At 65.2% G+C, this 20,671-nt stretch carries 15 protein-coding genes and 1 pseudogene; 9 read left to right on the top strand and 7 right to left on the bottom strand.

What is annotated here, in order from left to right:
- Nucleotides 1–25: 25 nt before the first annotated feature.
- Nucleotides 26–1,303 carry an MgtC/SapB family protein gene (locus tag AC4QBL_RS00140; protein WP_472907569.1) on the top strand — a complete coding sequence of 426 codons (1,278 nt, stop codon included), beginning with the start codon at nucleotides 26–28 and terminating at the stop codon, nucleotides 1,301–1,303.
- On the opposite strand, the gene gorA is transcribed toward AC4QBL_RS00140, so the two are convergent.
- Nucleotides 1,300–2,703 carry a glutathione-disulfide reductase gene (gene gorA / locus AC4QBL_RS00145; RefSeq protein WP_472907570.1) on the bottom strand — a complete coding sequence of 468 codons (1,404 nt, stop codon included), beginning with the start codon at nucleotides 2,701–2,703 and terminating at the stop codon, nucleotides 1,300–1,302. The two genes, AC4QBL_RS00140 and gorA, sit on opposite strands and share 4 nt — an antisense overlap.
- 161 nt (nucleotides 2,704–2,864) lie before the next feature.
- Here gorA and AC4QBL_RS00150 point away from each other — a divergent pair, with 161 nt between their 5' ends.
- The gene (locus AC4QBL_RS00150) at nucleotides 2,865–3,620 is read left to right on the top strand and encodes an SDR family oxidoreductase (protein WP_472901002.1); all 756 of its coding nucleotides are present in this window, start codon (nucleotides 2,865–2,867) and stop codon (nucleotides 3,618–3,620) included.
- Nucleotides 3,621–3,766: 146 nt separating this feature from the next.
- Here AC4QBL_RS00150 and AC4QBL_RS00155 read toward each other — a convergent pair whose 3' ends face one another.
- Nucleotides 3,767–4,312, bottom strand: a complete 546-nt coding sequence (locus AC4QBL_RS00155) for a hemerythrin domain-containing protein (protein ID WP_472907571.1) — start codon at nucleotides 4,310–4,312, stop codon at nucleotides 3,767–3,769.
- Between the two features lie 189 nt (nucleotides 4,313–4,501).
- Nucleotides 4,502–5,353 carry a 3-hydroxybutyryl-CoA dehydrogenase gene (locus AC4QBL_RS00160; protein ID WP_472907572.1) on the bottom strand — a complete coding sequence of 284 codons (852 nt, stop codon included), beginning with the start codon at nucleotides 5,351–5,353 and terminating at the stop codon, nucleotides 4,502–4,504.
- Between the two features lie 223 nt (nucleotides 5,354–5,576).
- Here AC4QBL_RS00160 and AC4QBL_RS00165 point away from each other — a divergent pair, with 223 nt between their 5' ends.
- From AC4QBL_RS00165 to AC4QBL_RS00175, 3 genes are all read left to right on the top strand, one after another.
- A complete protein-coding gene (locus tag AC4QBL_RS00165) occupies nucleotides 5,577–7,208 on the top strand; it encodes a GMC family oxidoreductase (protein ID WP_472907573.1) in 1,632 nt (543 codons plus the stop codon).
- Between the two features lie 203 nt (nucleotides 7,209–7,411).
- Complete coding sequence (locus tag AC4QBL_RS00170; protein ID WP_472907574.1) at nucleotides 7,412–7,717, top strand: antibiotic biosynthesis monooxygenase family protein; 306 nt, start codon at nucleotides 7,412–7,414, stop codon at nucleotides 7,715–7,717.
- A gap of 89 nt (nucleotides 7,718–7,806) precedes the next feature.
- The gene (locus AC4QBL_RS00175) at nucleotides 7,807–8,937 is read left to right on the top strand and encodes an ATP-binding protein (RefSeq protein ID WP_472907575.1); all 1,131 of its coding nucleotides are present in this window, start codon (nucleotides 7,807–7,809) and stop codon (nucleotides 8,935–8,937) included.
- Nucleotides 8,938–8,956: 19 nt separating this feature from the next.
- Here AC4QBL_RS00175 and rocF read toward each other — a convergent pair whose 3' ends face one another.
- Entirely contained in the window at nucleotides 8,957–9,874 is a 918-nt protein-coding gene (gene rocF / locus AC4QBL_RS00180; RefSeq protein WP_472901008.1) for an arginase, read from the bottom strand.
- 134 nt (nucleotides 9,875–10,008) lie between these two features.
- Between rocF and AC4QBL_RS00185 the strand changes: the two genes are divergently transcribed.
- Nucleotides 10,009–11,097, top strand: a complete 1,089-nt coding sequence (locus AC4QBL_RS00185) for a DUF6352 family protein (RefSeq protein ID WP_472907576.1) — start codon at nucleotides 10,009–10,011, stop codon at nucleotides 11,095–11,097.
- A gap of 40 nt (nucleotides 11,098–11,137) precedes the next feature.
- Here AC4QBL_RS00185 and AC4QBL_RS00190 read toward each other — a convergent pair whose 3' ends face one another.
- From AC4QBL_RS00190 to AC4QBL_RS00200, 3 genes are all read right to left on the bottom strand, one after another.
- Entirely contained in the window at nucleotides 11,138–14,488 is a 3,351-nt protein-coding gene (locus AC4QBL_RS00190; RefSeq protein ID WP_472907577.1) for a PAS domain-containing protein, read from the bottom strand.
- 115 nt (nucleotides 14,489–14,603) lie between these two features.
- Nucleotides 14,604–17,897, bottom strand: a complete 3,294-nt coding sequence (icmF, locus tag AC4QBL_RS00195; RefSeq protein ID WP_472907578.1) for a fused isobutyryl-CoA mutase/GTPase IcmF — start codon at nucleotides 17,895–17,897, stop codon at nucleotides 14,604–14,606.
- 50 nt (nucleotides 17,898–17,947) lie between these two features.
- Nucleotides 17,948–18,853 carry a PPK2 family polyphosphate kinase gene (locus AC4QBL_RS00200; protein WP_472907579.1) on the bottom strand — a complete coding sequence of 302 codons (906 nt, stop codon included), beginning with the start codon at nucleotides 18,851–18,853 and terminating at the stop codon, nucleotides 17,948–17,950.
- A gap of 265 nt (nucleotides 18,854–19,118) precedes the next feature.
- Between AC4QBL_RS00200 and AC4QBL_RS00205 the strand changes: the two genes are divergently transcribed.
- From AC4QBL_RS00205 to AC4QBL_RS00215, 3 genes and pseudogenes are all read left to right on the top strand, one after another.
- Complete coding sequence (locus AC4QBL_RS00205) at nucleotides 19,119–19,364, top strand: metal-sensitive transcriptional regulator (RefSeq protein ID WP_304823040.1); 246 nt, start codon at nucleotides 19,119–19,121, stop codon at nucleotides 19,362–19,364.
- 29 nt (nucleotides 19,365–19,393) lie between these two features.
- Nucleotides 19,394–19,858, top strand: a pseudogene (locus AC4QBL_RS00210) (MBL fold metallo-hydrolase); the annotation flags it as partial.
- A gap of 252 nt (nucleotides 19,859–20,110) precedes the next feature.
- The gene (locus AC4QBL_RS00215) at nucleotides 20,111–20,533 is read left to right on the top strand and encodes a rhodanese-like domain-containing protein (RefSeq protein ID WP_472901062.1); all 423 of its coding nucleotides are present in this window, start codon (nucleotides 20,111–20,113) and stop codon (nucleotides 20,531–20,533) included.
- Nucleotides 20,534–20,671: the final 138 nt, after the last annotated feature.

The raw sequence follows: 20,671 nt of genomic DNA on the forward strand, positions 1-20,671 counted from the left end.
AGCGCCCACAACGCCCCATAACCCGATGTTCAATGCCGAAACCGCTGCCATGGGCTTGCCCGCCGACCCGGCCGGTGCGGTGGCCGTGCTGGCCGTGGCGCTGGGCTGCGGTTTGTTGATCGGCATTGAGCGGGAACGGCGCAAGGGCAGCGGTCCCCAGCGGGCGTTTGCCGGTTTGCGCACCTTTGCGCTGACCTGTGTGGCCGGCGCCCTGGCGGCGCTCACCCAGCTGACCGGGCTGGTGGTGACGGGTGCGGCGCTGGTGGCAGCGCTGGCGGCCATGGCCTACTGGCGCGACCGCTCGGACGACCCCGGTGCGACCACCGAAGTGGCGCTGCTGCTGACCTACCTGATTGGCGTGCTTTGCGCATGGAGCCTGCCGCTGGCGGCGGCCACGGCAGTGGGCCTGACGGGTTTGCTGGCCGGCCGCCAGCGGCTGCACCACTTTGCCAGCCATTGGCTCAGCCCGGGCGAGGTGCGCGACGGCATCATGCTGGCGGCGCTGGTGCTGATGGCGCTGCCGCTGGTGCCCAACCGGCCGCTGTGGGGGCCGGTGCTCAACCCCTATGTGATCGTGCAGCTGGTGGCCCTGCTGCTGGGGGTGCAGGCCCTGGCCCACCTGAGCCGCCGCCTGCTGCAAGCGCGCCACGCGGTGGCGTTGTCGGCGCTGGCTTCGGGCTTTGTGTCCAGCACCGCCACCATCGCCACGCTGGGGCTGGCGGCGCGCGAGCGGCCCGCCGACGTGCGGTTGCTGGCCGGTGGTGGCCTGTTGTCTTGTGTGTCCACCCAGCTGCAGGTGCTGCTGGTGGCCGCTGCCGTGCAACCGGCCTGGCTGCCGGTTTTGTGGCTGCCTTCGCTGGCCGCCGCTGTGTTGGCGCTGGCCTGGGGTGGGTGGATGGTGCGCGGCGCGCCCCAGGCCGCCGATGTCCCGTCAGAACCCGACGAAGACCGCATGTTCAGCCTGTGGGCAGCGGCGGGCGTGGCCGCGTTGCTCAGCGGCATCCAGGCTGGCGTGTACGGGCTGACGCTGTGGCTGGGCTCGACGGGGCTGCTGCTGGGCTCCGCGCTGGCGGCGCTGGCCGACCTGCACGCCGCGGTGGCGGCGGTGTTCGCGTCGGGCGAGCCGCTGCCAGGGGGCGCCGGTGTGTGGGCCGTGGTGCTGGCGCTGCTGGCGCATGCCGTGGGCAAAAGCGTGTCTGCCGGGCTTGCTGGCGGTTGGCGCTACCTGGCTTGGCTTGCGCCCGGCCTTTGGGGGCACATGGCTCTGGGCGCAGCCGGCATTTATGGGCTGGCGCGCGTTTAGTTTCGGGCCGGTTCGCGCATGGTCACAAACTCTTCGGCCGCCGTGGGGTGGATGCCAATGGTGCTGTCAAACACGGCCTTGGTGGCGCCGGCTTTCATGGCCACGGCGAAGCCCTGCACAATTTCGCCCGCTTCGGCACCCACCATGTGCAGGCCCACCACGCGGTCGGTGGCGGTGTCCACCACCAGTTTCATGAGGGTGCGCTCGGTGCTGCCCGACAGGGTGTGGCGCAGCGCTTTGAACTCGCTGCGAAAAATGGTGACCTGGCCAAATTGCTCGCGCGCAGCGGCTTCGCTGAAGCCCACGGTGCCGATGTTGGGGTGGGTGAACACGGCGGTGGGGATGAAGTCGTAGCTCATGTCGCGTGGCGGTTTGCCCGCGGCGGGGCCAAACAGCTGGTCCACCACCACCATGGCTTCGCCCAGCGCCACCGGGGTGAGCTGCACGCGGTTGGTCACGTCACCCACGGCGTAAATGCTGGGCACGTTGGTCTGGTAGTGCGCGTTCACCAGCACTTCGTTTTGCCCGCCCTGGGCCACGCCCACGGTGTCCAGCCCCAGGCCTTGCACGTTGGGCACGCGCCCGGTGGCGTAGAGCACCGCGTCGGCCATCACCACGTTGCCGTCTTCCAGCTCCACGCGCAGCCCGTCGGCGGCTTTGCGGATGTCCACCACGCCGGCGTTGAGCCGCAGGTCCACGCCCGACTTGAGCATCTCAGCGGCCACAAAGTGGCGAACTTCGTCGTCAAAACCGCGCAGCACCTGTTCGCCGCGGTACAGCTGCGTCACCTGGGCGCCCAGGCCGTTGAAGATGGACGCAAATTCGCAGGCAATGTAGCCGCCGCCCACCACCAGCAGGCGCTGTGGGAACGGCTCCAGGTCAAAGATCTCGTTGGACGTGATGACGTGTTCGCGGCCCACAAAGTGCGGCACATGCGGCGTACCGCCGGTGGCAATGAGGATGTTTTTAGCGGTGAAATGCTGGTGGCCGGGGCTGCCGTCGGCATGCAGCGTGGCCAGGGTGATGGCGTGCTCACCGTCGATGCGGGCAAAGCCGTTGAACACGGTCACGCCCGAGCCGCGCAGCAGGTTGCCATACACGCCGTTGAGGCGGCTGATCTCTTTTGCGCGGTTGGCTTTGAGGGTGGCCCAGTTCAGGCGCGGGGCTTCGCCCTCCCACCCGTAGCCCGCCGATTCGTGAAGGCCTTCGGCGTAATGCGCGGCGTAGCTGTAGAGCTTTTTCGGGATGCAGCCCACGTTCACGCAGGTGCCGCCCAGGCCGTCGGTGCCGAGGGTTTCGGCCAGGGCCACGCGGGCGCCACGCTGTGCGGCCATGCGCGCAGCGCGCACACCGCCGCTGCCGCCACCAATCACAAACAGGTCAAAGTCAAAAGCGCTCATCTCAAATCCTTGGCAAAACAGGGCTCACGGCAACCGGTGAGGGGCCTCATGGTAAGCGGCCCACGGTGGCGCTGCATTGAGGCGCGTCATGGCCGCCGGCCCGCAGGGGCCTTGGGTGTGCGGGCCAGCGCGCGCTGGCGCTGCCTGCCCATAATGCGCCCATGAACCCGACCCCTGCACCCGCTCCCGCCGATGAAACAACCCCACAACCCGGCCTGAGCGTGGTGCTGGGTGGCACCGGCGGCATTGGTGCGGCCCTGGTGGCGCAGCTGCGCGCACAGGGTGGCACGGTGCTGGCGCTGGGCCGGCAAACCCAGCCCGCGCTGGACTACACCGCTGAGGCCACCGTGGCGGCCTGCGCGCAGCATGTATCGGCGCAGCTGAGCCAAGCCGGCCTGCCGCTAACCCGCCTGATCGTGGCCACCGGGTTTTTGCACGGCACCACCGCCAGCGGCCAGCACGCCGAGCCCGAGCGCTCGTGGCAACACCTGAACGCCGATGCCCTGGCGCACAGCTTTGCGGTGAACGCTGTGGGCCCGGCGCTGGTGATGAAACACTTTTTGCCGTTGCTGCCGCGCCAGGGTCGCTGTGTGGCGGCGTTTTTGTCGGCGCGGGTGGGCAGCATCGGCGACAACGCGCTGGGTGGCTGGTATGGCTACCGCGCATCCAAAGCCGCGCTCAACCAGCTGGTGCACACGGCGGCCATTGAGCTGGCGCGGCGCAACCGCGACGCGCTGTGTGTGGCGCTGCACCCCGGCACGGTGGACACCGGGCTGTCACAGCCCTTTGCCAAAACCGGGCTGCAGGTGCGACCGCCTGACGTGGCGGCGGGCGAGCTGCTGGGCGTGATCGATGGCTTGCCCCCGGGCAGCTCAGGCGGGTTTTTTGACCACCGTGGTTTGACGGTGGCCTGGTGAGCTGAGCCGCTGAGCGCGAGGCCTATAGATCCGGCCCAGTGAAGTCTTAAAGTCCGTTCGGGTTGAGCTTGTCGAAACCTTCCTCAGACATGGCACGAGCCCTTCGACAGGCTCAGGGCGAACGGTTGATACTTCATAGGGCCGAATTAATAAGAGGGCAGGGCAGCGCTTTTAAGGGCTCTGCGTTTCGCCATTTCACGGCCCATACCCACCGTGTCCAGGCTGGCCAAGCGCTGCTTGGCGGCCGGGTAGGCAATCGACTCTTCCAGAACGATGTGGTCCAGGTAGAGGGCTTCAAAAACCTCCAGTGCGTGCCGAAGTTCCACGGTGTCAAACCACAGGTTGCCGTTGGTGGCGGCTTCCAGGCTGGGCGCGATCTGAATCCAGTTTTCTTCCAGCCAGCCGTGGTCTTGCACCAGGTGTTCAGCGGCTTGCACGATCTCGGCGTTCTGGCTGTTCAGCAGCGCCGGGAAAATGTGTTTTTCTTCGTCCAGGTGGTGCTGGCGCGCTTCGCCATTGAAGTAGTCCAGCACGCGGCGGGCCTGCTCCCGGTTGGCATGGTTCAGGCCGCTGTTTTCAATCGCGTCCACCAAGCCGTTCAGCTGTTGCAGTTGCTGCTGAATCTCGCGGTGGGTGCTGTCGAGAAACTCAAAAACAGCGAGCGACGGTTGGGTGCGGGCAGCAGCGTTCATGAAAAACCCCAAGGCAGTGAAAGTTGGGTTCATCATAAAAATGCTGCGCCGCAGCAGCTTGATCTGGCGCAAACAAACTGCGCCACCGGCGGCCAGCGCGGGGGCTCTCAGCCAAAGGATGCCGCGGAACGGGCTTCGCCCGGCCGCAGGCATCGCCCCCTGGGGGGTGCCGCGCAGCGGCGCGGGGGGTTAGTAGGTATACACGCCGCGCCCGGTTTTGCGGCCCAGCCAGCCAGCGGCCACCATTTCCTTCAGCAGCGGCGCGGGGCGGTACTTGCTGTCGTTGTACTCGGCCATGTAGACGTTCATCACCGCCAGGCACACGTCCAGGCCAATCATGTCGGCCAGTGCCAGCGGGCCAATAGGCTGGTTGCAGCCCAGCTTCATGCCGGCATCAATGTCTTCCGGCGTGGCCAGGCCCTCGGCCAGCACAAAGAAAGCTTCGTTGATCATGGGCACCAGGATGCGGTTGACCACAAAACCGGGCGCGTTCTTCACCGTGATGGGCGTTTTGCCCAGGGCTTCGGCCAGCGCCTTCACCGCGTCGTGCGTGGCGTCGCTGGTCTGCAGGCCGCGGATGATTTCCACCAGCGCCATCATGGGCACCGGGTTGAAGAAGTGCATGCCGATGAAGCGGTCGGGGCGCTGCGTGGCAGCGGCCAGCTTGGTGATGCTGATCGAGCTGGTGTTGGTGGCCACGATCACGTCGGCGCCCAGCAAGCCGTCCAGCTGCTGCAAGATCTTGACCTTCAGCGCCTCGTTTTCGGTGGCGGCTTCAATGACCAGTTGCGCGCCCTTGAGGTCTTCGTAGTTGGTCGAGCCCTTGATGCGGGCCAGCGCCGCGTCTTTCTCGGCGGCGGTCATTTTTTCTTTCTTGATCAGCCGGTCCAGGCTGCTGGCCACCGTGGCCAGGGCTTTGTCCACCGCCGCCTGGGCAATGTCGACCAGCACCACCTGGATGCCGCTGGTGGCGCAGGCCTGCGCAATGCCGTTGCCCATGGTGCCCGAGCCAATAATGCCCACGGTCTGGATGCTGCTCATAGGTTTTCTCCTGTGTGTTTCGAAAAAAAGAATTGTCCAGCGCGTCTGCGCGGGGCGCTGACGCGCTGGGTCACGCACGCGTCACGCCTAGACGGGCGCGTCTATCTGCTTGCGTGCCTGCGTGCTAACTTAGCCGCTGATTGTCGCGCCCCATCTTGCAAGGGTATGACAGCGGTTGGATTCGCCTGGCCCAACGCCTCGCGCGGCACTTTCTGGAGACTTCATGTTGGACTACATCATTGTTGGAGGCGGCTCGGCCGGTAGCGTGCTGGCCGGGCGCTTGAGCGAAGACCCCGCCGTGCGCGTGGCGCTGCTCGAAGCCGGACCGGTCGACCGCAGTGTGCTCATCCACTGCCCCGCCGGCCTGGCCCTGATGGCCAAGTACCAGCTCAACGGCTGGGGCTACAACACCGTGCCGCAACCGGGGTTGAACGGCCGCAGGGGCTACCAGCCGCGCGGCAAGGTGCTGGGCGGCTCCAGTTCCATCAACGCCATGGTGTACGCCCGCGGCCACGCGAGCGACTACGACCACTGGGCAGCCCAGGGCAACCCCGGCTGGTCTTATGCCGACGTGTTGCCCTATTTCAAGCGCTCGGAGCACAACGAGCGCGGCGCCGACGCGCTGCACGGCCAGGGCGGGCCACTGAACGTGATGGACCTGCGCAGCCCCAACCCGTTTCTGCCTGCGTTCATTGAAGCCGGCCAGCAAGCCGGCTACGCGCACAACACCGACTTCAACGGCCCCGAGCAAGAAGGCGTGGGCGCCTACCAAGTGACGCACAAAAACGGTGAGCGCTGGAGCGCCGCCAAGGGCTACCTCACGCCCCACCTGGGACGGCCCAACCTGACGGTGATCACCACCGCGCTCACCACCCGGGTGCTGGTGGAAACCGTGAACGGCCAGCCCTGCGCCGTGGGGGTGGAATACCGGCCCAACGGGGGGCGGGGCGCACCGCAAACGCTGCGCCTGAAACCGGGCGGCGAGGTGCTGCTGAGCGCGGGGGCTTTTGGTTCGCCACAGTTGCTCATGCTCTCGGGCATTGGCCCGGCCGGGCACCTGCGCGACATGGGCATTGAAGTGCTGCACGACCTGCCCGGCGTGGGCGACAACCTGCACGACCACCCCGATGTGGTGATGGTGGTGAACGCCCCGAAGTTGACCGACCTGTTTGGCCTGTCGCTGCCCGGCATGGTGACCACGCTGAAGGGCATCACTGAGTGGCGCCGTGCGCGCAGCGGGCCGCTCACCAGCAACTTTGCCGAGGCGGGTGGTTTCATCAAGAGCGCGCCCCTTGAGCCCATACCCGATCTGCAGCTGCACTTTGTGGTGGGCAAGCTGGTGGACCACGGCCGCAAAACCGTGTTTGGCCATGGCTATTCGTGCCACGTGTGCCTGTTGCGCCCCAAGAGCCGGGGCACGCTGCGCCTGGCCAGCGCCGACCCGCAAGTGGCGCCGCTGATCGACCCCGCCTTTTTGAAAGATCCGGATGACGTGGCCCGCCTGGTGAAGGGCTTCAAGCGCGTGCGCGAGCTCATGCACCAGCCCGCCCTGGCCCGCCACGGCGGCGAGGAGTCTGCCGCCTCGCGCGCAGCGCAGAGCGATGCGCAGATCGAGCAGTTCGTGCGCAACCACGCCGACACCATCTACCACCCCGTGGGCACCTGCCGCATGGGCACCGACGCGCTGGCCGTGGTGGACGCCCGCTTGCGCGTGCACGGCGTGAAAGCCCTGCGCGTGGTGGACGCGTCGGTCATGCCCCGCGTGGTCGGCGGCAACACCAACGCGCCGGTGGTTATGGTGGCGGAAAAGGCGGTGGATATGATCAAACAGGACCGCCCCCCGCGCCGCGCCTAAGGGCGCGTCACCCCCCGAGGGGGCAACACCTGCAGTCCGGCAAAGCCGGCCCTGCGGTGTTTTGGGTTACGCTTCCCTTCCCATCATCTACCCATTTCTCCCCGACGCGCGTGCCTGAACCAAGGATGCCGTGGAACTGGCTCTGCCAGGCCACAGGCATCGCCCCTGGGGGGTGACGCGAAGCGGCGCGGGGGGAGCACAACATGATCCTCGAACACGCCGACATCCGCATCGACCCCGTCCGCTCAGCCGAATTTGAAGAAGCCATCTTGCGCGGTGCCAGCACGGTGATTGCCCATGCCAAAGGCTTCAAGGGCTACAAAGTCAATCGCAGCATCGAGAGCCCGGGGCGCTACATCCTGATGATTTACTGGGAGACGCTGGAAGACCACACCGTGGGCTTTCGCCAGTCGCCGGCGTTTGCCGAATGGCGTGCCATCGTCGGCCCGTTCTTTGCGCAGCCGCCGGTGGTGGAACACCTGGAATTGGTGGGTAAGAGCGGACACTAGGCGGTTCTGCTCGCGACTTTTTTGCATTGAATTGCAAAAAAGTCGCGACTAAATGTCAATTCTCTTCAATTTAGACGGAAAATTCCGTCATGAAGCGTTACCTTGATGACCGCGTGCAGGCCGACTTGGCCCGCAAAATGGTGTTCCTGACGGGCCCCCGGCAGGTGGGGAAAACCACGCTCAGCCGCCATTTGGTGGCGCAGCAGGGCGGCCAGTACCTGAACTACGACGTACCAGCCGACCGGGCCATGATCTTGCACCAGCGCTGGAGCCCGCAGGCGCCGCTGCTGGTGCTGGACGAGGTGCACAAGATGCCGGGCTGGAAAAGCTGGCTCAAAGGGGTTTACGACGGCAAGCCCGCCAGCCAACAGTTGCTGGTGACGGGCAGTGCCCGTTTGGACACGTTTCGCCAGAGCGGTGAATCGCTGGCGGGGCGTTTTTTCGGTCTGCGGATGCACCCTTTGTCGGTACGCGAATGGTGCGAGCAAACCGGCGCCCAGCCCGATGCGGCCCTGACCCACTTGCTGGAGCGCGGCGGTTTTCCCGAGCCGTGCCTGGCGCCCGACAACGAGCAGGCCGAGCGCTGGCGCCGGCAATACTTCGATGGGCTGGTGCGCAACGACGTGCTGGAGTTCTCGCGCATTCAAGAGGTCGGCGCCATTCGCCTGTTTGCCCAGCTGCTGCGCTCACGCGTGGGGTCGCCCTTGTCGCTAGCCAGTATTGCGAGCGACCTGGCGGTGTCACCCGCCACGCTCAAAAAATACCTCGACATTCTGGAGGCGCTCTTCATCGTGTTTGTGGTGCGGCCCTACCACGACAACATCGCCCGCGCTGTGCTGCAGTCACCCAAGGTCTATTTTTATGACACCGGTCTGGTTGAGGGCGATGAAGGTCTGCGCTTTGAAAATCTGGTGGCCACGGCCTTGCTCAAGCAGGTGCAGTGGCAGCACGACGTACAGGGCAAAGAGGCGGGCCTGCACTACATACGCACCAAGGACGGTGCCGAGGTGGACTTTGCGTTGAGCGAAAAAAACCAGCTCACGCAGTTGGTGGAATGCAAGCTGTCGGACGAAAAACCGCATCGTGCTTTGCTGCGCTTTGCGCAAGAGCAGGCGCCCATGCAAGCCGTGCAGGTGGTTCGCAACGCCCGCCACAGCTACGCCCTGGGCAGCATCCAGATCGCCGCTGCACCCGACTACCTGATGGGCCTGGCTGCCTGAAGGCGTGGCGGGCGGTTGCCTACTTCTTGCGCATCAGCGTCGACTTGCCAAACAGGCTTTCGATCAGGTCCACCGCCAGCTCGGCGGTGCGGTTGCGCACGTCCAGCGCCGGGTTGAGTTCCATCACGTCCATGCTGGCCATGCGCCCGGTGTCGGCGATCATTTCCATGCACAGCTGCGCCTCGCGGTAGGTAGGTCCGCCGGGCACGGTGGTGCCCACGCCGGGGGCGATCTCGGGGTCGAGAAAGTCGACGTCAAAACTCACATGCAGATGGGTGTTGTCGTCCATCCCCATCAGCGCTTGTTCCATCGTGTGGCGCATGCCCATTTCGTCGATGTAGCGCATGTCAAACACCTCCAGCCCGGCCTCGTGCACTAGGCGTTTTTCACCGGCGTCCACGCTGCGTATGCCGATCTGGCGCACCACGCTGGCTTCAATGGCTGGCGTGTGGCCGCCAATGCCGGTGAGCAGCGCCGGGCCCTGGCCGCACAGCAGCGCCACCGGCATGCCGTGGATGTTGCCACTGGGCGTGAGGGCGGCGGTGTTGAAGTCGGCGTGGGCGTCGAGCCAGAGCACGCGCAGGGTTTTGCCGGTTTCGCGGCAGTGCCGCGCCACCGCGCTGATGGACCCCAGGCCCAGGCAGTGGTCGCCGCCGAGCACGATGGGCATGCGGCCCCGTGCCAGTTCGGCGTGCACCGCATCGTGCAGGGTCTGGTTCCAGGCCGCTACCTCGGCCAAGTGGCGGTAACCTTCGGTGGGGGGCTGCCAGGGATTGGCTGGGCCGCTGAGGTTGCCGCAGTCGGTGACCTGCAGGCCGTGGCTTTCCAGCACCGCCTGGATGCCCGCCACGCGCAGCGCTTCGGGGCCCATGGACGCGCCGCGTGCGCCCGCGCCAATGTCGGTGGGGACGCCAATGAGACTGATGGGGTGTTGCATCGCGCTATTGTGATGCGTGATGCACCCGGCCAACCCAACCCCCCGGCGCGCGCGGTGACTTTCACACGCCGCACGCCCGCTGCACGGGTAACGCACAATCGCTCACGTTTTTCAACCGCAGCCTGCACCCTCCCATGGCCCTGTATCCGTCAGCACTTCCCGTTTGGTCAACCTGTGGCTTTGCGCTGCTGGAACGCACGCCCCGCGGCTGGCTCAGCCCGACCGACGCCTACTGGCGGCTGTGGCTCGCCCGACCCGAGCTGGCTTTGGTGGACGAGTCGTGCCCGGCCGAGCAGGCCTTGCACGCCGCGCTCACCGCATCGCCCACGCGGTCGGTGCCCGCCGCTGAGCTGGAGGCCTTTGAAGACGACGACGCCCGCGCCAACCACCGCCTGTTTCTGGCCTTTCGCGACGCTGTGGTGGCCGCTGGCTCGCTGGAGGCGGCTTACGCGGGGTTCTTCAAGGCCGGCGCCATTTCGGTCCCGCCTCTGTTTCTGGACCTGATGGTTCAGGCCATTGTGTGCAACCTGTTGCAGGACGAGCCCGACGCCTGGCAGTGGCGCGCTGCCGAGATGCTGTTTCGCCGCCAGCGCGTGAGCGTGCAAGACGGCCGCGTGCTCAGCGGTGACAGCGAGGTGCTGGACATGACCCACGAGACCGCTGGGCTGGGCTCGGTGGGCCGGTTGCTGATGCAAAGCGGTGCGTCGCTGCCCACGGTGCAAATGGAAGTGCTGGGCGAAGACAGCGCCGGGCGCTACATGAACAGCCTGGCGGGCGCTGGACGGTTCAACTTCTTGCTGGATCTCACGCATGAGATTCAGCGCGAGCTGCCGCACGGGCTGACGCTGACCATGAACCGGGCCCAGTCGGGCTTGAAGGCTCTGGCGCAGGTGCTGGAAAAATGGGTGGGCCATTTTCTGGGTGTGGGCGTGCAGATCCAAGCCGAGTCGCGCATTGAAGACCCTGCCTGGCGCTGGCACCTGGGCCTGGACGCAGAAGCCACCCAATTGCTCAACGACCTGTACGCGGGCCACACCGTGGCGCCCGAGCGCCAGCAGCGGCTGATCAGCCTGTTTCGTTTACGTTTTGACGACCCGCAGCACATGCGCGCCGATGTGCAGGGCAAGCCGGTGTACCTGGGTTTGGCCATGACGGCCGATGGTCTGCTGAAGCTGAAACCGCAAAACCTGTTGCTCAACCTGCCGTTGTCGCAGGCGGATTGAAGCGGCGCGTGGCGGCCTGGGGTGGGCCGCCACCGCGGCCTCAGCCGCGCGGCAGTTCGATGTGGAAGGTGGTGCCTTCGCCAGGCACGCTGTCGGCCCAGATGCGCCCGCCCATGCGCTCCACCGCCTTGTGCACCATGGCCAGCCCAATGCCGGTGCCGGGAATCTGGTCTTGGCGGTGCAGGCGCTGAAACATGCCGAAGATGCGGTCGTGGTGCTTCATGTCAAAACCCAGCCCCCGGTCGCTCACCCGCAACAGCACGGTGCTTGGCTGTTCGATGGCTTCAATGCGGATCTCGGGTGCCCGCGCAGCGGGCGTGAACTTGATCGCGTTGTCCATCAGGTTGCGCAGCGCCATGGACAGTCCCTTGGGGTCAGCCATGACCTGCAGGCCAGGGGGCACCCCCAGCAGCAGCTGACCCTGGCGAGCTTCCAGGGTGTGGCTGAAGGGTTTGCTCACCTCCATCACCAGTTTGCCCAGGTCCACCGACTCGATCCACTCGGTCATCTGTTCCAGGTGGGCGTAGGCCAGCAAATCGCTGATGAGCTGCGACATGTGCAGGGTGGCGAGCTGGATGCGCTTGAGGTATTCGCGGCCCTGTTCGTCGAGCTTGTCGCCGTGCTCTTCGAGCAACAGGGCGCTGAAGCCTTCAATGCCACGCAGGGGCGTGCGCAGGTCGTGTGACGCCGAGTAGGTGAAGGTTTCCAACTCGCGGTTGACCGACTGCAGGCGTTTCACGCTGGCCTCCAACTGTGCGGTGCGCTCTTCCACCTTGTGTTCCAGTTGCTCGGTGAGCTCGAGGATTTTGGTTTCGGCGCCCGCCCGCAGCTTGAGGTTGACCAGCATCTGGGCAAACAGCCGGAGCAGCGTGATCTCTTCCTCGTCGTACTGGTGGAGCTGGCGCACCGAATCCAGACCCACGTAGCCCAGGCAGGTGTCGCCGCTCATCAGGGGCAGCGTCATCAGGCTCTGGATGCCCTGGGGTTGCAGCACCGCCTTGAGCGGGCTCTCGGGCATGGCGGCCACATCGGGCACATGGATCACCTCGCCGCGCTGGTGCGTGGCCACCCAGTCTGGGTCCCAGTCCAGGGGCAGGTTTTGCAGGTTGGGCTTTTCGGGCGCAATGCCCTCGGCGCACCATTCGTGCGAATTGGAACTGGTGCGGGCCACAAAGTCGTAGTCAAACAAATAAGCCCGGTCCGCCGAGACGAAGGTGCCCATGTCATGCAATGCTTGGTCGATGGCTTCGTCCATCTGGTGCATGGGCAGGTTGATGAAGCGGCTGGCCAGGCGCACCAGGATCAGGATGAAGGCGCTCAAGCGTTCGCGTTCATGGGTTGCCACCTGTTGTGCGGTGGTGTCGCGCACCACAAACATGCAGTGCTCGGCCTCGGGCAGCCAGGCCAGGCGGGCATTGAAATGGTGCTCGCCACCGGGCAGCGTGAGCGTGTAGTCCATTTCTTGCAGCCCGTTGTGGTGGGCCCGCTGCATGGCGGCGCTGAATCGGGTTGCCAGCTCAGGGGGCATCACCTCGACAATGGTGCGGCCCAGAAAATCCTCGGGGCGGCGGTAGAGGCGGTCTTCTTTGCCGGCCTGGAAGAAGATGAAGCGCTCCTGTGCGTCTACGACGAACAGCATGTCTTGCAGCACGTCAAACACCTGTTCCAGCGTGGCGCCGCGTTCGCGGGCGGTTTCCTCGGCCTGTCGCAAATCGGTCACGTCCAGGCAGGAGCCGATGTAGCCGATGAAGCGTTGGTCGGCGTCGTAGCGGGGCTTGCCTTGTTCCAGCAGCCTGCGGTACTCGCCGCTGGGTCGGCGTTCCCGGTACTCGGTGGTGTAAGGCTGGCGCGCATCAAACGCAAGCTCGTAGGTGCGCATGCAAGACGCCCGATCGTCCGGGTGAATGTTCCGCACCCAGCCGTCACCCAGTTCATCTGCCAGGTGGCTGTCCAACAGGTTCAGCCAATGCTGGTTGACCCAGTCGCAGCGTTTGTCGGTGTCGCTGGTCCAGAACAGGGCCGAGGAGGCGTTGGCGACCGTCGCCAGTCGGTTGAGCGTCTCGCGCTGTGCTTCTTCCAGCGCTTTTCGGTCGGTGATGTCGAACACCGTTCCGGCCATGTAAGTCACCTCGCCGCTCGCGTTGCGCAGCCCGCTGCCACTGGTTTCAAACCACCGGTAGTGGCCTTGGGCGTCGCGGGTGCGGAAATCCAGCCGGTAGTCGGCCTCGCCTTTCATGTACCGCTGCAGCGCCGTGCGGATGCGGGGTCTGTCGTCGGGATGAACCAGGTCGGAGAAGCCCTCGACGAAGCGGTCCCGGGGCGGGGGCGGATGGCCCAGCGCTGTAAAAAACTCATCGGTGGGCTGTAGGCCGCCGCGCCCGAAGTCCCATTCCCACACCTGGCCTTGCGCGGCGGCCAGCCGAAAACGCAGCTCGTTGCGCTGCAAGGCACCCAGCGAGCGGTCCAGCCGCCACGCGCCGTAAGCCATGGCTGCGGCCACGAGCAGGGTCAGCGCCAGGGCCCAGGGCAGGGTGGCCGTCCATCCGGCCAACACGCTTTGCACCGACAGGGCATACACCACCACCAGACGCTGCGCGCCGTCGCCGAGCTGCTGGTAGCCGACGATGCGGTGAACACCGTCAACAAGGGCGGTGGCCTGGAACACGCCGGCGGGGCCGCGCCGCACCGCCTCGGTCACGTGTCCACGCACGGTAAGACCTTGCTCGCCAGTAACCATGGGGTGGCGCACCAGGATGGTGGTGGCGCCGTCGTCTTCCAGCCGAAACAGGCTCATGCTGCCGCCGGCCGGCAGGCCTTCTGAGGCAAAGCGCTTCAGGATGGCGTCGCGCGAAAGCTGCAGTTCGTAAACCTGCCCGCCGTCAGCTGGTGGCTGGCGCCAGGCTAGCGGCAGGTACCAACCGCCCGCTGCCTGTTGCGGCAGGCCTGGAACCCATTGGCTTGCGGGTAACGGGGTTGAGCCGGGTGTGGCAGGTCCTTTCCGTTCCAATTCAAAGGGCAGGCTCAAGGCCTGGACCAGCGGGTGGTGATCGCCCATCAGGTCGACCGTGGCCATTGCAGGCGATGCGCTGGCCACTTGGATGCTCGCCTGCGCCAGACGCAGCGACTGGTTCAGTTCGGCCGCGAGGCGCTTGACTTCGCGCTGGGCCTGCGCCTTGGCTTTTTCAAGCACGTCATGGCGCTCCAGCGCGAGCAGCCCGAAAGACAGCAGCACCAGCAAACCAATGGCCACCACCGACAGCACGCGCAGTCCCATGCGCCCAGGTTCGGCGATGGTGTTTTTCGCGGTGGCGGGCGGCGGGCCTTTGACAGCGGGTGCCTGGGTGTGGTGGTCGTGCGGCGGCATGCTTTCATGGGGCAGCGCGTTGGTCAAAGCGTTGCCTCTGTGCGCTCAGTCTAGCAGCGCACAGCAGCCTGGAGCCCTGCAGCGTTGCGCGGAAACGGCGCGCGCTGGTGGGCTGTGTACGCCATCCGTCCGCGGCAGTGCCTCACATGTTGCGCCGGTACTGTCCGCCCACCTCAAACAACGCGCTGGTGATCTGGCCCAGCGAGCACACACGCACCGCTTCCATCAGCACTTCGAACACGTTTTTGTTTTCGATCACCGCCTGCTGCAGGCGCTGCAGCATGGCCGGCGCCTGGGCTGCGTGGCGGGTGTGGAAGTCCGCCAGGCGCTGGAGTTGCGACTGCTTTTCTTCTTCGGTGGAACGGGCCAATTCCAGCTTGTCCATCACCGCGTCGCCGTGCGGGTTGCGGAAGGTGTTCACGCCCACGATCGGGTATTCGCCCGTGTGCTTGAGCATCTCGTAGTGCATGGACTCGTCTTGAATCTTGCCGCGCTGGTAACCGGTTTCCATGGCGCCCAGCACGCCGCCGCGCTCGGCAATCTTCTCAAACTCGGCCAGCACCGCCTCTTCCACCAGCTCGGTCAGGTCGTCGATGATGAACGCGCCCTGGTTGGGGTTTTCGTTTTTGGCCAGGCCCCACTCGCGGTTGATGATGAGCTGGATCGCCATGGCACGGCGCACCGACTCTTCGGTGGGCGTGGTGATGGCTTCGTCAAACGCGTTGGTGTGCAGGCTGTTGCAGTTGTCGTAAATGGCGATCAGCGCCTGCAGCGTGGTGCGGATGTCGTTGAACTGAATCTCTTGCGCGTGCAGGCTGCGCCCGCTGGTTTGCACGTGGTATTTCAGTTTCTGGCTGCGCTCGTTGGCACCATACCGGTCGCGCATGGCCACCGCCCAGATGCGCCGCGCCACGCGGCCCAGCACGGTGTATTCCGGGTCCATGCCGTTGCTGAAGAAGAACGACAGGTTGGGCGCGAAGTCGTCGATGTGCATGCCGCGCGCCAAGTACGCCTCCACGAACGTGAAGCCGTTGGACAGCGTGAACGCCAGCTGGCTGATGGGGTTGGCGCCGGCTTCGGCAATGTGGTACCCGCTGATGGACACCGAGTAGAAGTTGCGCACGTCGTGGTGCACGAAATACTCGGCAATGTCGCCCATCACCTTCAAGCTGAACTCGGTGCTGAAGATGCAGGTGTTCTGGCCCTGGTCTTCTTTCAAGATGTCGGCCTGCACCGTACCGCGCACATTGGCCAGCACCCATTCGCGGATCTTTTGCGCCTCGGTGTCGGTCGGGTCGCGGCCGTTGTCGGCCTTGAACTTTTCCAGGTTCTGGTCAATGGCGGTGTTCATGAACATGGCCAGAATGCTGGGCGCCGGGCCGTTGATGGTCATGGACACGGACGTGGCCGGGTGGCACAGGTCAAAGCCGCCGTAAAGCACCTTCATGTCGTCCAGCGTGGCAATGCTCACGCCCGAATTGCCCACTTTGCCGTAAATGTCTGGGCGCGGGTCCGGGTCGTTGCCATAGAGCGTGACCGAGTCAAACGCGGTGGACAGCCGCTTGGCGGGCGTGCCCGCGCTCAGCAGTTTGAAGCGGCGGTTGGTGCGAAACGGGTCGCCTTCACCGGCAAACATGCGGGTCGGGTCTTCGCCCTCGCGCTTGAAAGCGAAGGTGCCGGCGGTATAGGGGAAGCTGCCGGGCACGTTGTCCAGCATCAGCCACTTCAAAATCTCGCCGTGGTCTTCATAGGTGGGCAGCGCCACCTTGCGGATGGTGGTGCCGCTAAGCGATTTCGTGGTGAGCGCGGTGCGAATTTCCTTGTCGCGGATCTTCACCACGTACTCGTCGCCTGCGTAGGCCTTCTGCATGTCGGGCCACTGCGTCAGCAGCTTGCGGGCGGCCGGGTCCTGGTCCAGCTCGCGCTGCTGGGCCAGGTCAATCACCGCTTCGGCGGCTTTGGCGCGGGTGGGCTTTTCGACCCGCAACATCTGCGCGCTGGCGTTGAGTTGCTGAATTTCGCGGGCCAGGCGGGCCTGTTCGCGGGCGCGCTTTTTGTAGCCGCGCACGGTGTCTGAAATTTCGGCCAGGTAGCGCGTGCGCGCGCCCGGCACGATGGGGGTCTGGTTGGTGCTGTGGCGCACGGCCACGCGCGGCAGGCGGCCCTCGGTCAGTGGCAGGCCCAGCTCACCCAGGCGGGTTTTGAGCGCCTGGTACAGCGCGGTCACGCCGTCGTCGTTGAAGCGTGCGGCCATGGTGCCAAACACCGGCATTTGCTCGGTGGGCGTGGTCCAGGCTTCCTTGTTGCGCTGCACCTGCTTGGCCACGTCGCGCAGCGCGTCGCTGGCGCCCTTGCGGTCAAACTTGTTGATGGCCACGAACTCGGCAAAGTCGAGCATGTCGATCTTTTCCAGCTGGCTGGCCGCGCCAAATTCCGGCGTCATCACGTACATGGGCACGTCCACGTGCGGCACGATGGCTGCGTCGCCCTGGCCAATGCCCGAGGTTTCCACCACGATCACGTCAAAGCCCGACACCTTGCAGGCGGCGATCACGTCGGGTAGGGCGGCGCTGATCTCGCTGCCAAAGTCGCGCGTGGCCAGACTGCGCATGAACACACGCTGGCCTTTTTGCCAAGGCGCGATGGCATTCATGCGGATGCGGTCGCCCAGCAGCGCGCCACCGCTTTTGCGGCGGCTGGGGTCGATGGAAATGACGGCCACGCGCAGCGCATCGTCCTGGTCCAGCCGCAGGCGGCGAATGAGTTCGTCGGTCAGGCTCGACTTGCCTGCACCACCGGTGCCGGTGATGCCCAGCACAGGCACCTTTTTGCTGGCCGCTTCGGTGCGGATGCGCTGCACCAGGGCGGCGTCGGCTTTGTCGTTTTCCAGTGCTGTGACCAGCTGCGCCAGGGCGCGCCAGTGCATTTCGGTCTGGCCTTCAATGGCGCTGGTTTCGGTGGGGGCGAAAGCGCTGATGTCTTTGTCGCAGCGCATCACCATTTCACCGATCATGCCGGCCAGGCCCATTTTCTGGCCGTCTTCGGGGCTGTAAATGCGGGCCACGCCGTAGGCCTGCAGTTCGCGGATTTCGTCGGGCACGATCACGCCACCACCGCCGCCAAACACCTGAATGTGTTCGCCACCCCGGCTCTTGAGCAGGTCCACCATGTACTTGAAATACTCCACATGGCCGCCTTGGTACGAGCTGATGGCGATGCCCTGGGCGTCTTCCTGCAGCGCCGCGGTCACCACCTCGTCCACCGATCGGTTGTGGCCCAGGTGGATCACCTCGGCGCCCATGCCTTGCAGAATGCGCCGCATGATGTTGATAGCCGCGTCGTGGCCGTCAAACAGGCTGGCGGCGGTGACAAAGCGCACCTTGTTGGTGGGGCGGTAGTTGGCCAGGGCCTGGTATTCGGCAGACAGGTTGCTCATGGTGTCTCTCTCTTTTTTTGGGTGGGAATACGGTGGGGCTGCGGGATGCGTCAAGGCACGCGCAGGCCGGTGAGGGTGAGGTCTTCGGGCGGGTAGCGCAGGTTCAGCGCTTTCAGGGTGTCGCGCACCAGGGTGGCAATCATCAGGTTGCGGTGAATCTTGGAGTCGGCGGGCACCACCGTCCAGGGCGCCCAGGGCGTGCTGGTTTCGTTGAGCAACACCTCGTAGGCGCGCTGGTAATCGTCCCATTGCTTGCGGTCATCCAGGTCACCCCGGCTGAACTTCCAGTGTTTGTCCGGGTCGTCAATGCGGTCTTGCAGGCGCTGGCGCTGCTCGTCTTTGCTGATGTGCAGCATGCATTTGAGGATCACGGTGCCGGTCTCGGCCAGCATGCGCTCGAAGTCGTTGATGTGGGCCAGGCGCTGGCGGGTTTGTTCCGGGGTGATCCAGCCATTGACCACGGGCACCAGCACGTCTTCGTAGTGGCTGCGGTTGAACACCATGATTTCGCCCGCGCCCGGCACCTTTTGGTGCACGCGCCACAGGTAGTCGTGGGCGCGCTCGGTTTCGGTGGGCGCTTTCCAGCCCACGGTGTGCACGCCCAGCGGGCTGCAGCGAGAGAACACGCCGCGCACGGTGCCATCTTTGCCCGACGTGTCGGTGCCTTGCAGCACCAGCAGCAGCTTGTGGCGCCCGTCGGCATAAAAGAGGTTTTGCAGCCGGTCCAGCTGCTCAGCGATGGTTTGCACGGCGCCCTGGTCGGCCGCTTTGTTGCCGCTGGAAAACGGCTTGGCGCCGGGGTCAAACGACTTGAGGGGCGTGCCCTTGCTGCCATTGCCATTTTTCTCAGCCTGGGGTGCCAATTGCCAGCTGTGCCACAGGCTGCCTTGGGTTGCCCGGATGGCCGCCACAGGAAATGGCAGGGCGGGGCGGTTGGCTTCGCTGGTGTTGGACATGCGTGGCGCTGCGGGTGTGTGGGGAGGATGCCGAAGGCTAAAGCCCCCGATAGGGGTGTTTTTCGTTGACGTTTACGTAAACGTTAATGGTAACCCGGTTTGGCGAAAAAAGGGGCAATGCGCGCGTGCCACGACGTGCCCACTGTGCACCATCGCGCGCGGAAAAGCCACCGCATTAAAATACTTGACGGGGTATGTTTGAGGCAAAAAACTGTGCCAGCCAAAACCGGCCAGAACGTGCAAAACCCCGCAACCAGGAACCACCATGACCACCGTACACGATCCCGAACGCAAACGTGCCCTGGTGCTGCGCCTCAAGCGGGTTGAGGGTCAGTTGCGCGGTATTCAGAAGCTCATTGAAACCGACGCCGACTGCGAGAAAGTGGCGCAGCAGTTGGCCGCGGCCCGTAAAGCGCTGGACAAAACCTTTTTCACCATGGTGGGCTGTGTCATTGCGCAAGGCGACGTGCCGCCCGATGATGTGGCCGACATGCTCGCCCGTTTTTCCTGAGCTTTCACCGAGACTTTCACGGAGCCGCCATGAACCCCATTCAGCTTTTCGACCCCGCATCCAGCACCTACACCTATGTGCTGTTTGACCAGGCCACACGCGACGCGCTCATCATCGACCCGGTGGACGAGCAGCTTGAGCGCGACCTGGCCACCCTGCGCGAATACGGGCTCAAGCTGGTGTGGGCGGTGGAAACCCACGCCCACGCCGACCACATCACCAGCGCGGGCAAGCTCGCTGAACTGGCCGGGGCCAAAACGGCAGCCCCCGTGGGGTGCGGTATTGGCACCGCGGGCGTGCAGTTGCAACACGGCGACACGCTGAGCTTTGGCGCCCAGACCCTGCTGGCGCTGCACACGCCCGGCCACACCGCGGGCAGCATGAGCTTTGTCTGGCAAACGCCCGACGGGGGCCATGTGTTCACCGGCGACACCTTGCTGATCAACGGGTGCGGCCGCACCGATTTCCAGTCGGGCAGCGCCCACGACCTGTACCACAGCCTCACGGCGGTGCTGTTTGCCCTGCCCGACAGCACCACGGTCTGGCCGGGGCACGACTACCAGGGGCGCACGCACTCCACCATCGGCCAGGAAAAGACCAGCAACGCCCGCGTGGCCGGCAAAACCGAGGCCGAGTTTGTGGCCATCATGGATGCGCTGGGCTTGCCCAAGCCCCGCCGCATTGACGAAGCGGTGCCGGCCAACCTCACATCCGGTATCCGGCACGACGCTGACGGCGCCTTGCTGATGCAACCGCGTCCGGCGTCCGGCGCCCACGCGGGTTCGTATGCCGGCGATGTCTCGCCCCAGCTGGCGTGGCAATGGGTGCAGTCGGGCGAGGCCGCGCTGGTGGACGTGCGCACCGATGCCGAGCGCGAATGGGTCGGGTTTGTGCCCGGCGCGGTGCCTGCGGCCTGGAAGCAGTGGCCTGGCATGGTCATGAACCCGCAATTTGATGATGCGGTGCGCCAAGCCGGCGCTGGCGGGAAAAAGCTGGTGCTGCTGTGCCGCAGTGGCGTGCGTTCCATTGCCGCAGCCAAGCGGGCAACCGAGTTGGGCCTGGAGGCTTACAATATTCTGGAAGGTTTCGAGGGCGACCCCGATGCCAGCGCCCAGCGTGGTCACAAGGGTGGATGGCGCCACCAGGGCTTGCCTTGGCGCCAGAACTGAGTCGGCGTCGCCGTCTGTTGCTTTTTGGCGCCGCTTGTCGGCAGAACAGCACCAAACTTGAGAAGAAAGCGTAACAAGCCCTGTCAACCTTGACAGGGCTTGTGCATTTTTTCACGCATTTTTTTTTCAATGGGGTTT

The organism is Hydrogenophaga sp. L99 (genome assembly GCF_058731905.1).

Excerpts from the sequence above, each read along its gene's own strand:
- AC4QBL_RS00140 (WP_472907569.1), top strand. The coding sequence starts at position 26 with ATGTTCAATGCCGAAACCGCTGCCATGGGCTTGCCCGCCGACCCGGCC.
- gorA (WP_472907570.1), bottom strand. The coding sequence starts at position 2,703 with ATGAGCGCTTTTGACTTTGACCTGTTTGTGATTGGTGGCGGCAGCGGC.
- AC4QBL_RS00150 (WP_472901002.1), top strand. The coding sequence starts at position 2,865 with ATGAACCCGACCCCTGCACCCGCTCCCGCCGATGAAACAACCCCACAA.
- AC4QBL_RS00155 (WP_472907571.1), bottom strand. The coding sequence starts at position 4,312 with ATGAACGCTGCTGCCCGCACCCAACCGTCGCTCGCTGTTTTTGAGTTT.
- AC4QBL_RS00160 (WP_472907572.1), bottom strand. The coding sequence starts at position 5,353 with ATGAGCAGCATCCAGACCGTGGGCATTATTGGCTCGGGCACCATGGGC.
- AC4QBL_RS00165 (WP_472907573.1), top strand. The coding sequence starts at position 5,577 with ATGTTGGACTACATCATTGTTGGAGGCGGCTCGGCCGGTAGCGTGCTG.
- AC4QBL_RS00170 (WP_472907574.1), top strand. The coding sequence starts at position 7,412 with ATGATCCTCGAACACGCCGACATCCGCATCGACCCCGTCCGCTCAGCC.
- AC4QBL_RS00175 (WP_472907575.1), top strand. The coding sequence starts at position 7,807 with ATGAAGCGTTACCTTGATGACCGCGTGCAGGCCGACTTGGCCCGCAAA.
- rocF (WP_472901008.1), bottom strand. The coding sequence starts at position 9,874 with ATGCAACACCCCATCAGTCTCATTGGCGTCCCCACCGACATTGGCGCG.
- AC4QBL_RS00185 (WP_472907576.1), top strand. The coding sequence starts at position 10,009 with ATGGCCCTGTATCCGTCAGCACTTCCCGTTTGGTCAACCTGTGGCTTT.
- icmF (WP_472907578.1), bottom strand. The coding sequence starts at position 17,897 with ATGAGCAACCTGTCTGCCGAATACCAGGCCCTGGCCAACTACCGCCCC.
- AC4QBL_RS00200 (WP_472907579.1), bottom strand. The coding sequence starts at position 18,853 with ATGTCCAACACCAGCGAAGCCAACCGCCCCGCCCTGCCATTTCCTGTG.
- AC4QBL_RS00205 (WP_304823040.1), top strand. The coding sequence starts at position 19,119 with ATGACCACCGTACACGATCCCGAACGCAAACGTGCCCTGGTGCTGCGC.
- AC4QBL_RS00215 (WP_472901062.1), top strand. The coding sequence starts at position 20,111 with ATGCAACCGCGTCCGGCGTCCGGCGCCCACGCGGGTTCGTATGCCGGC.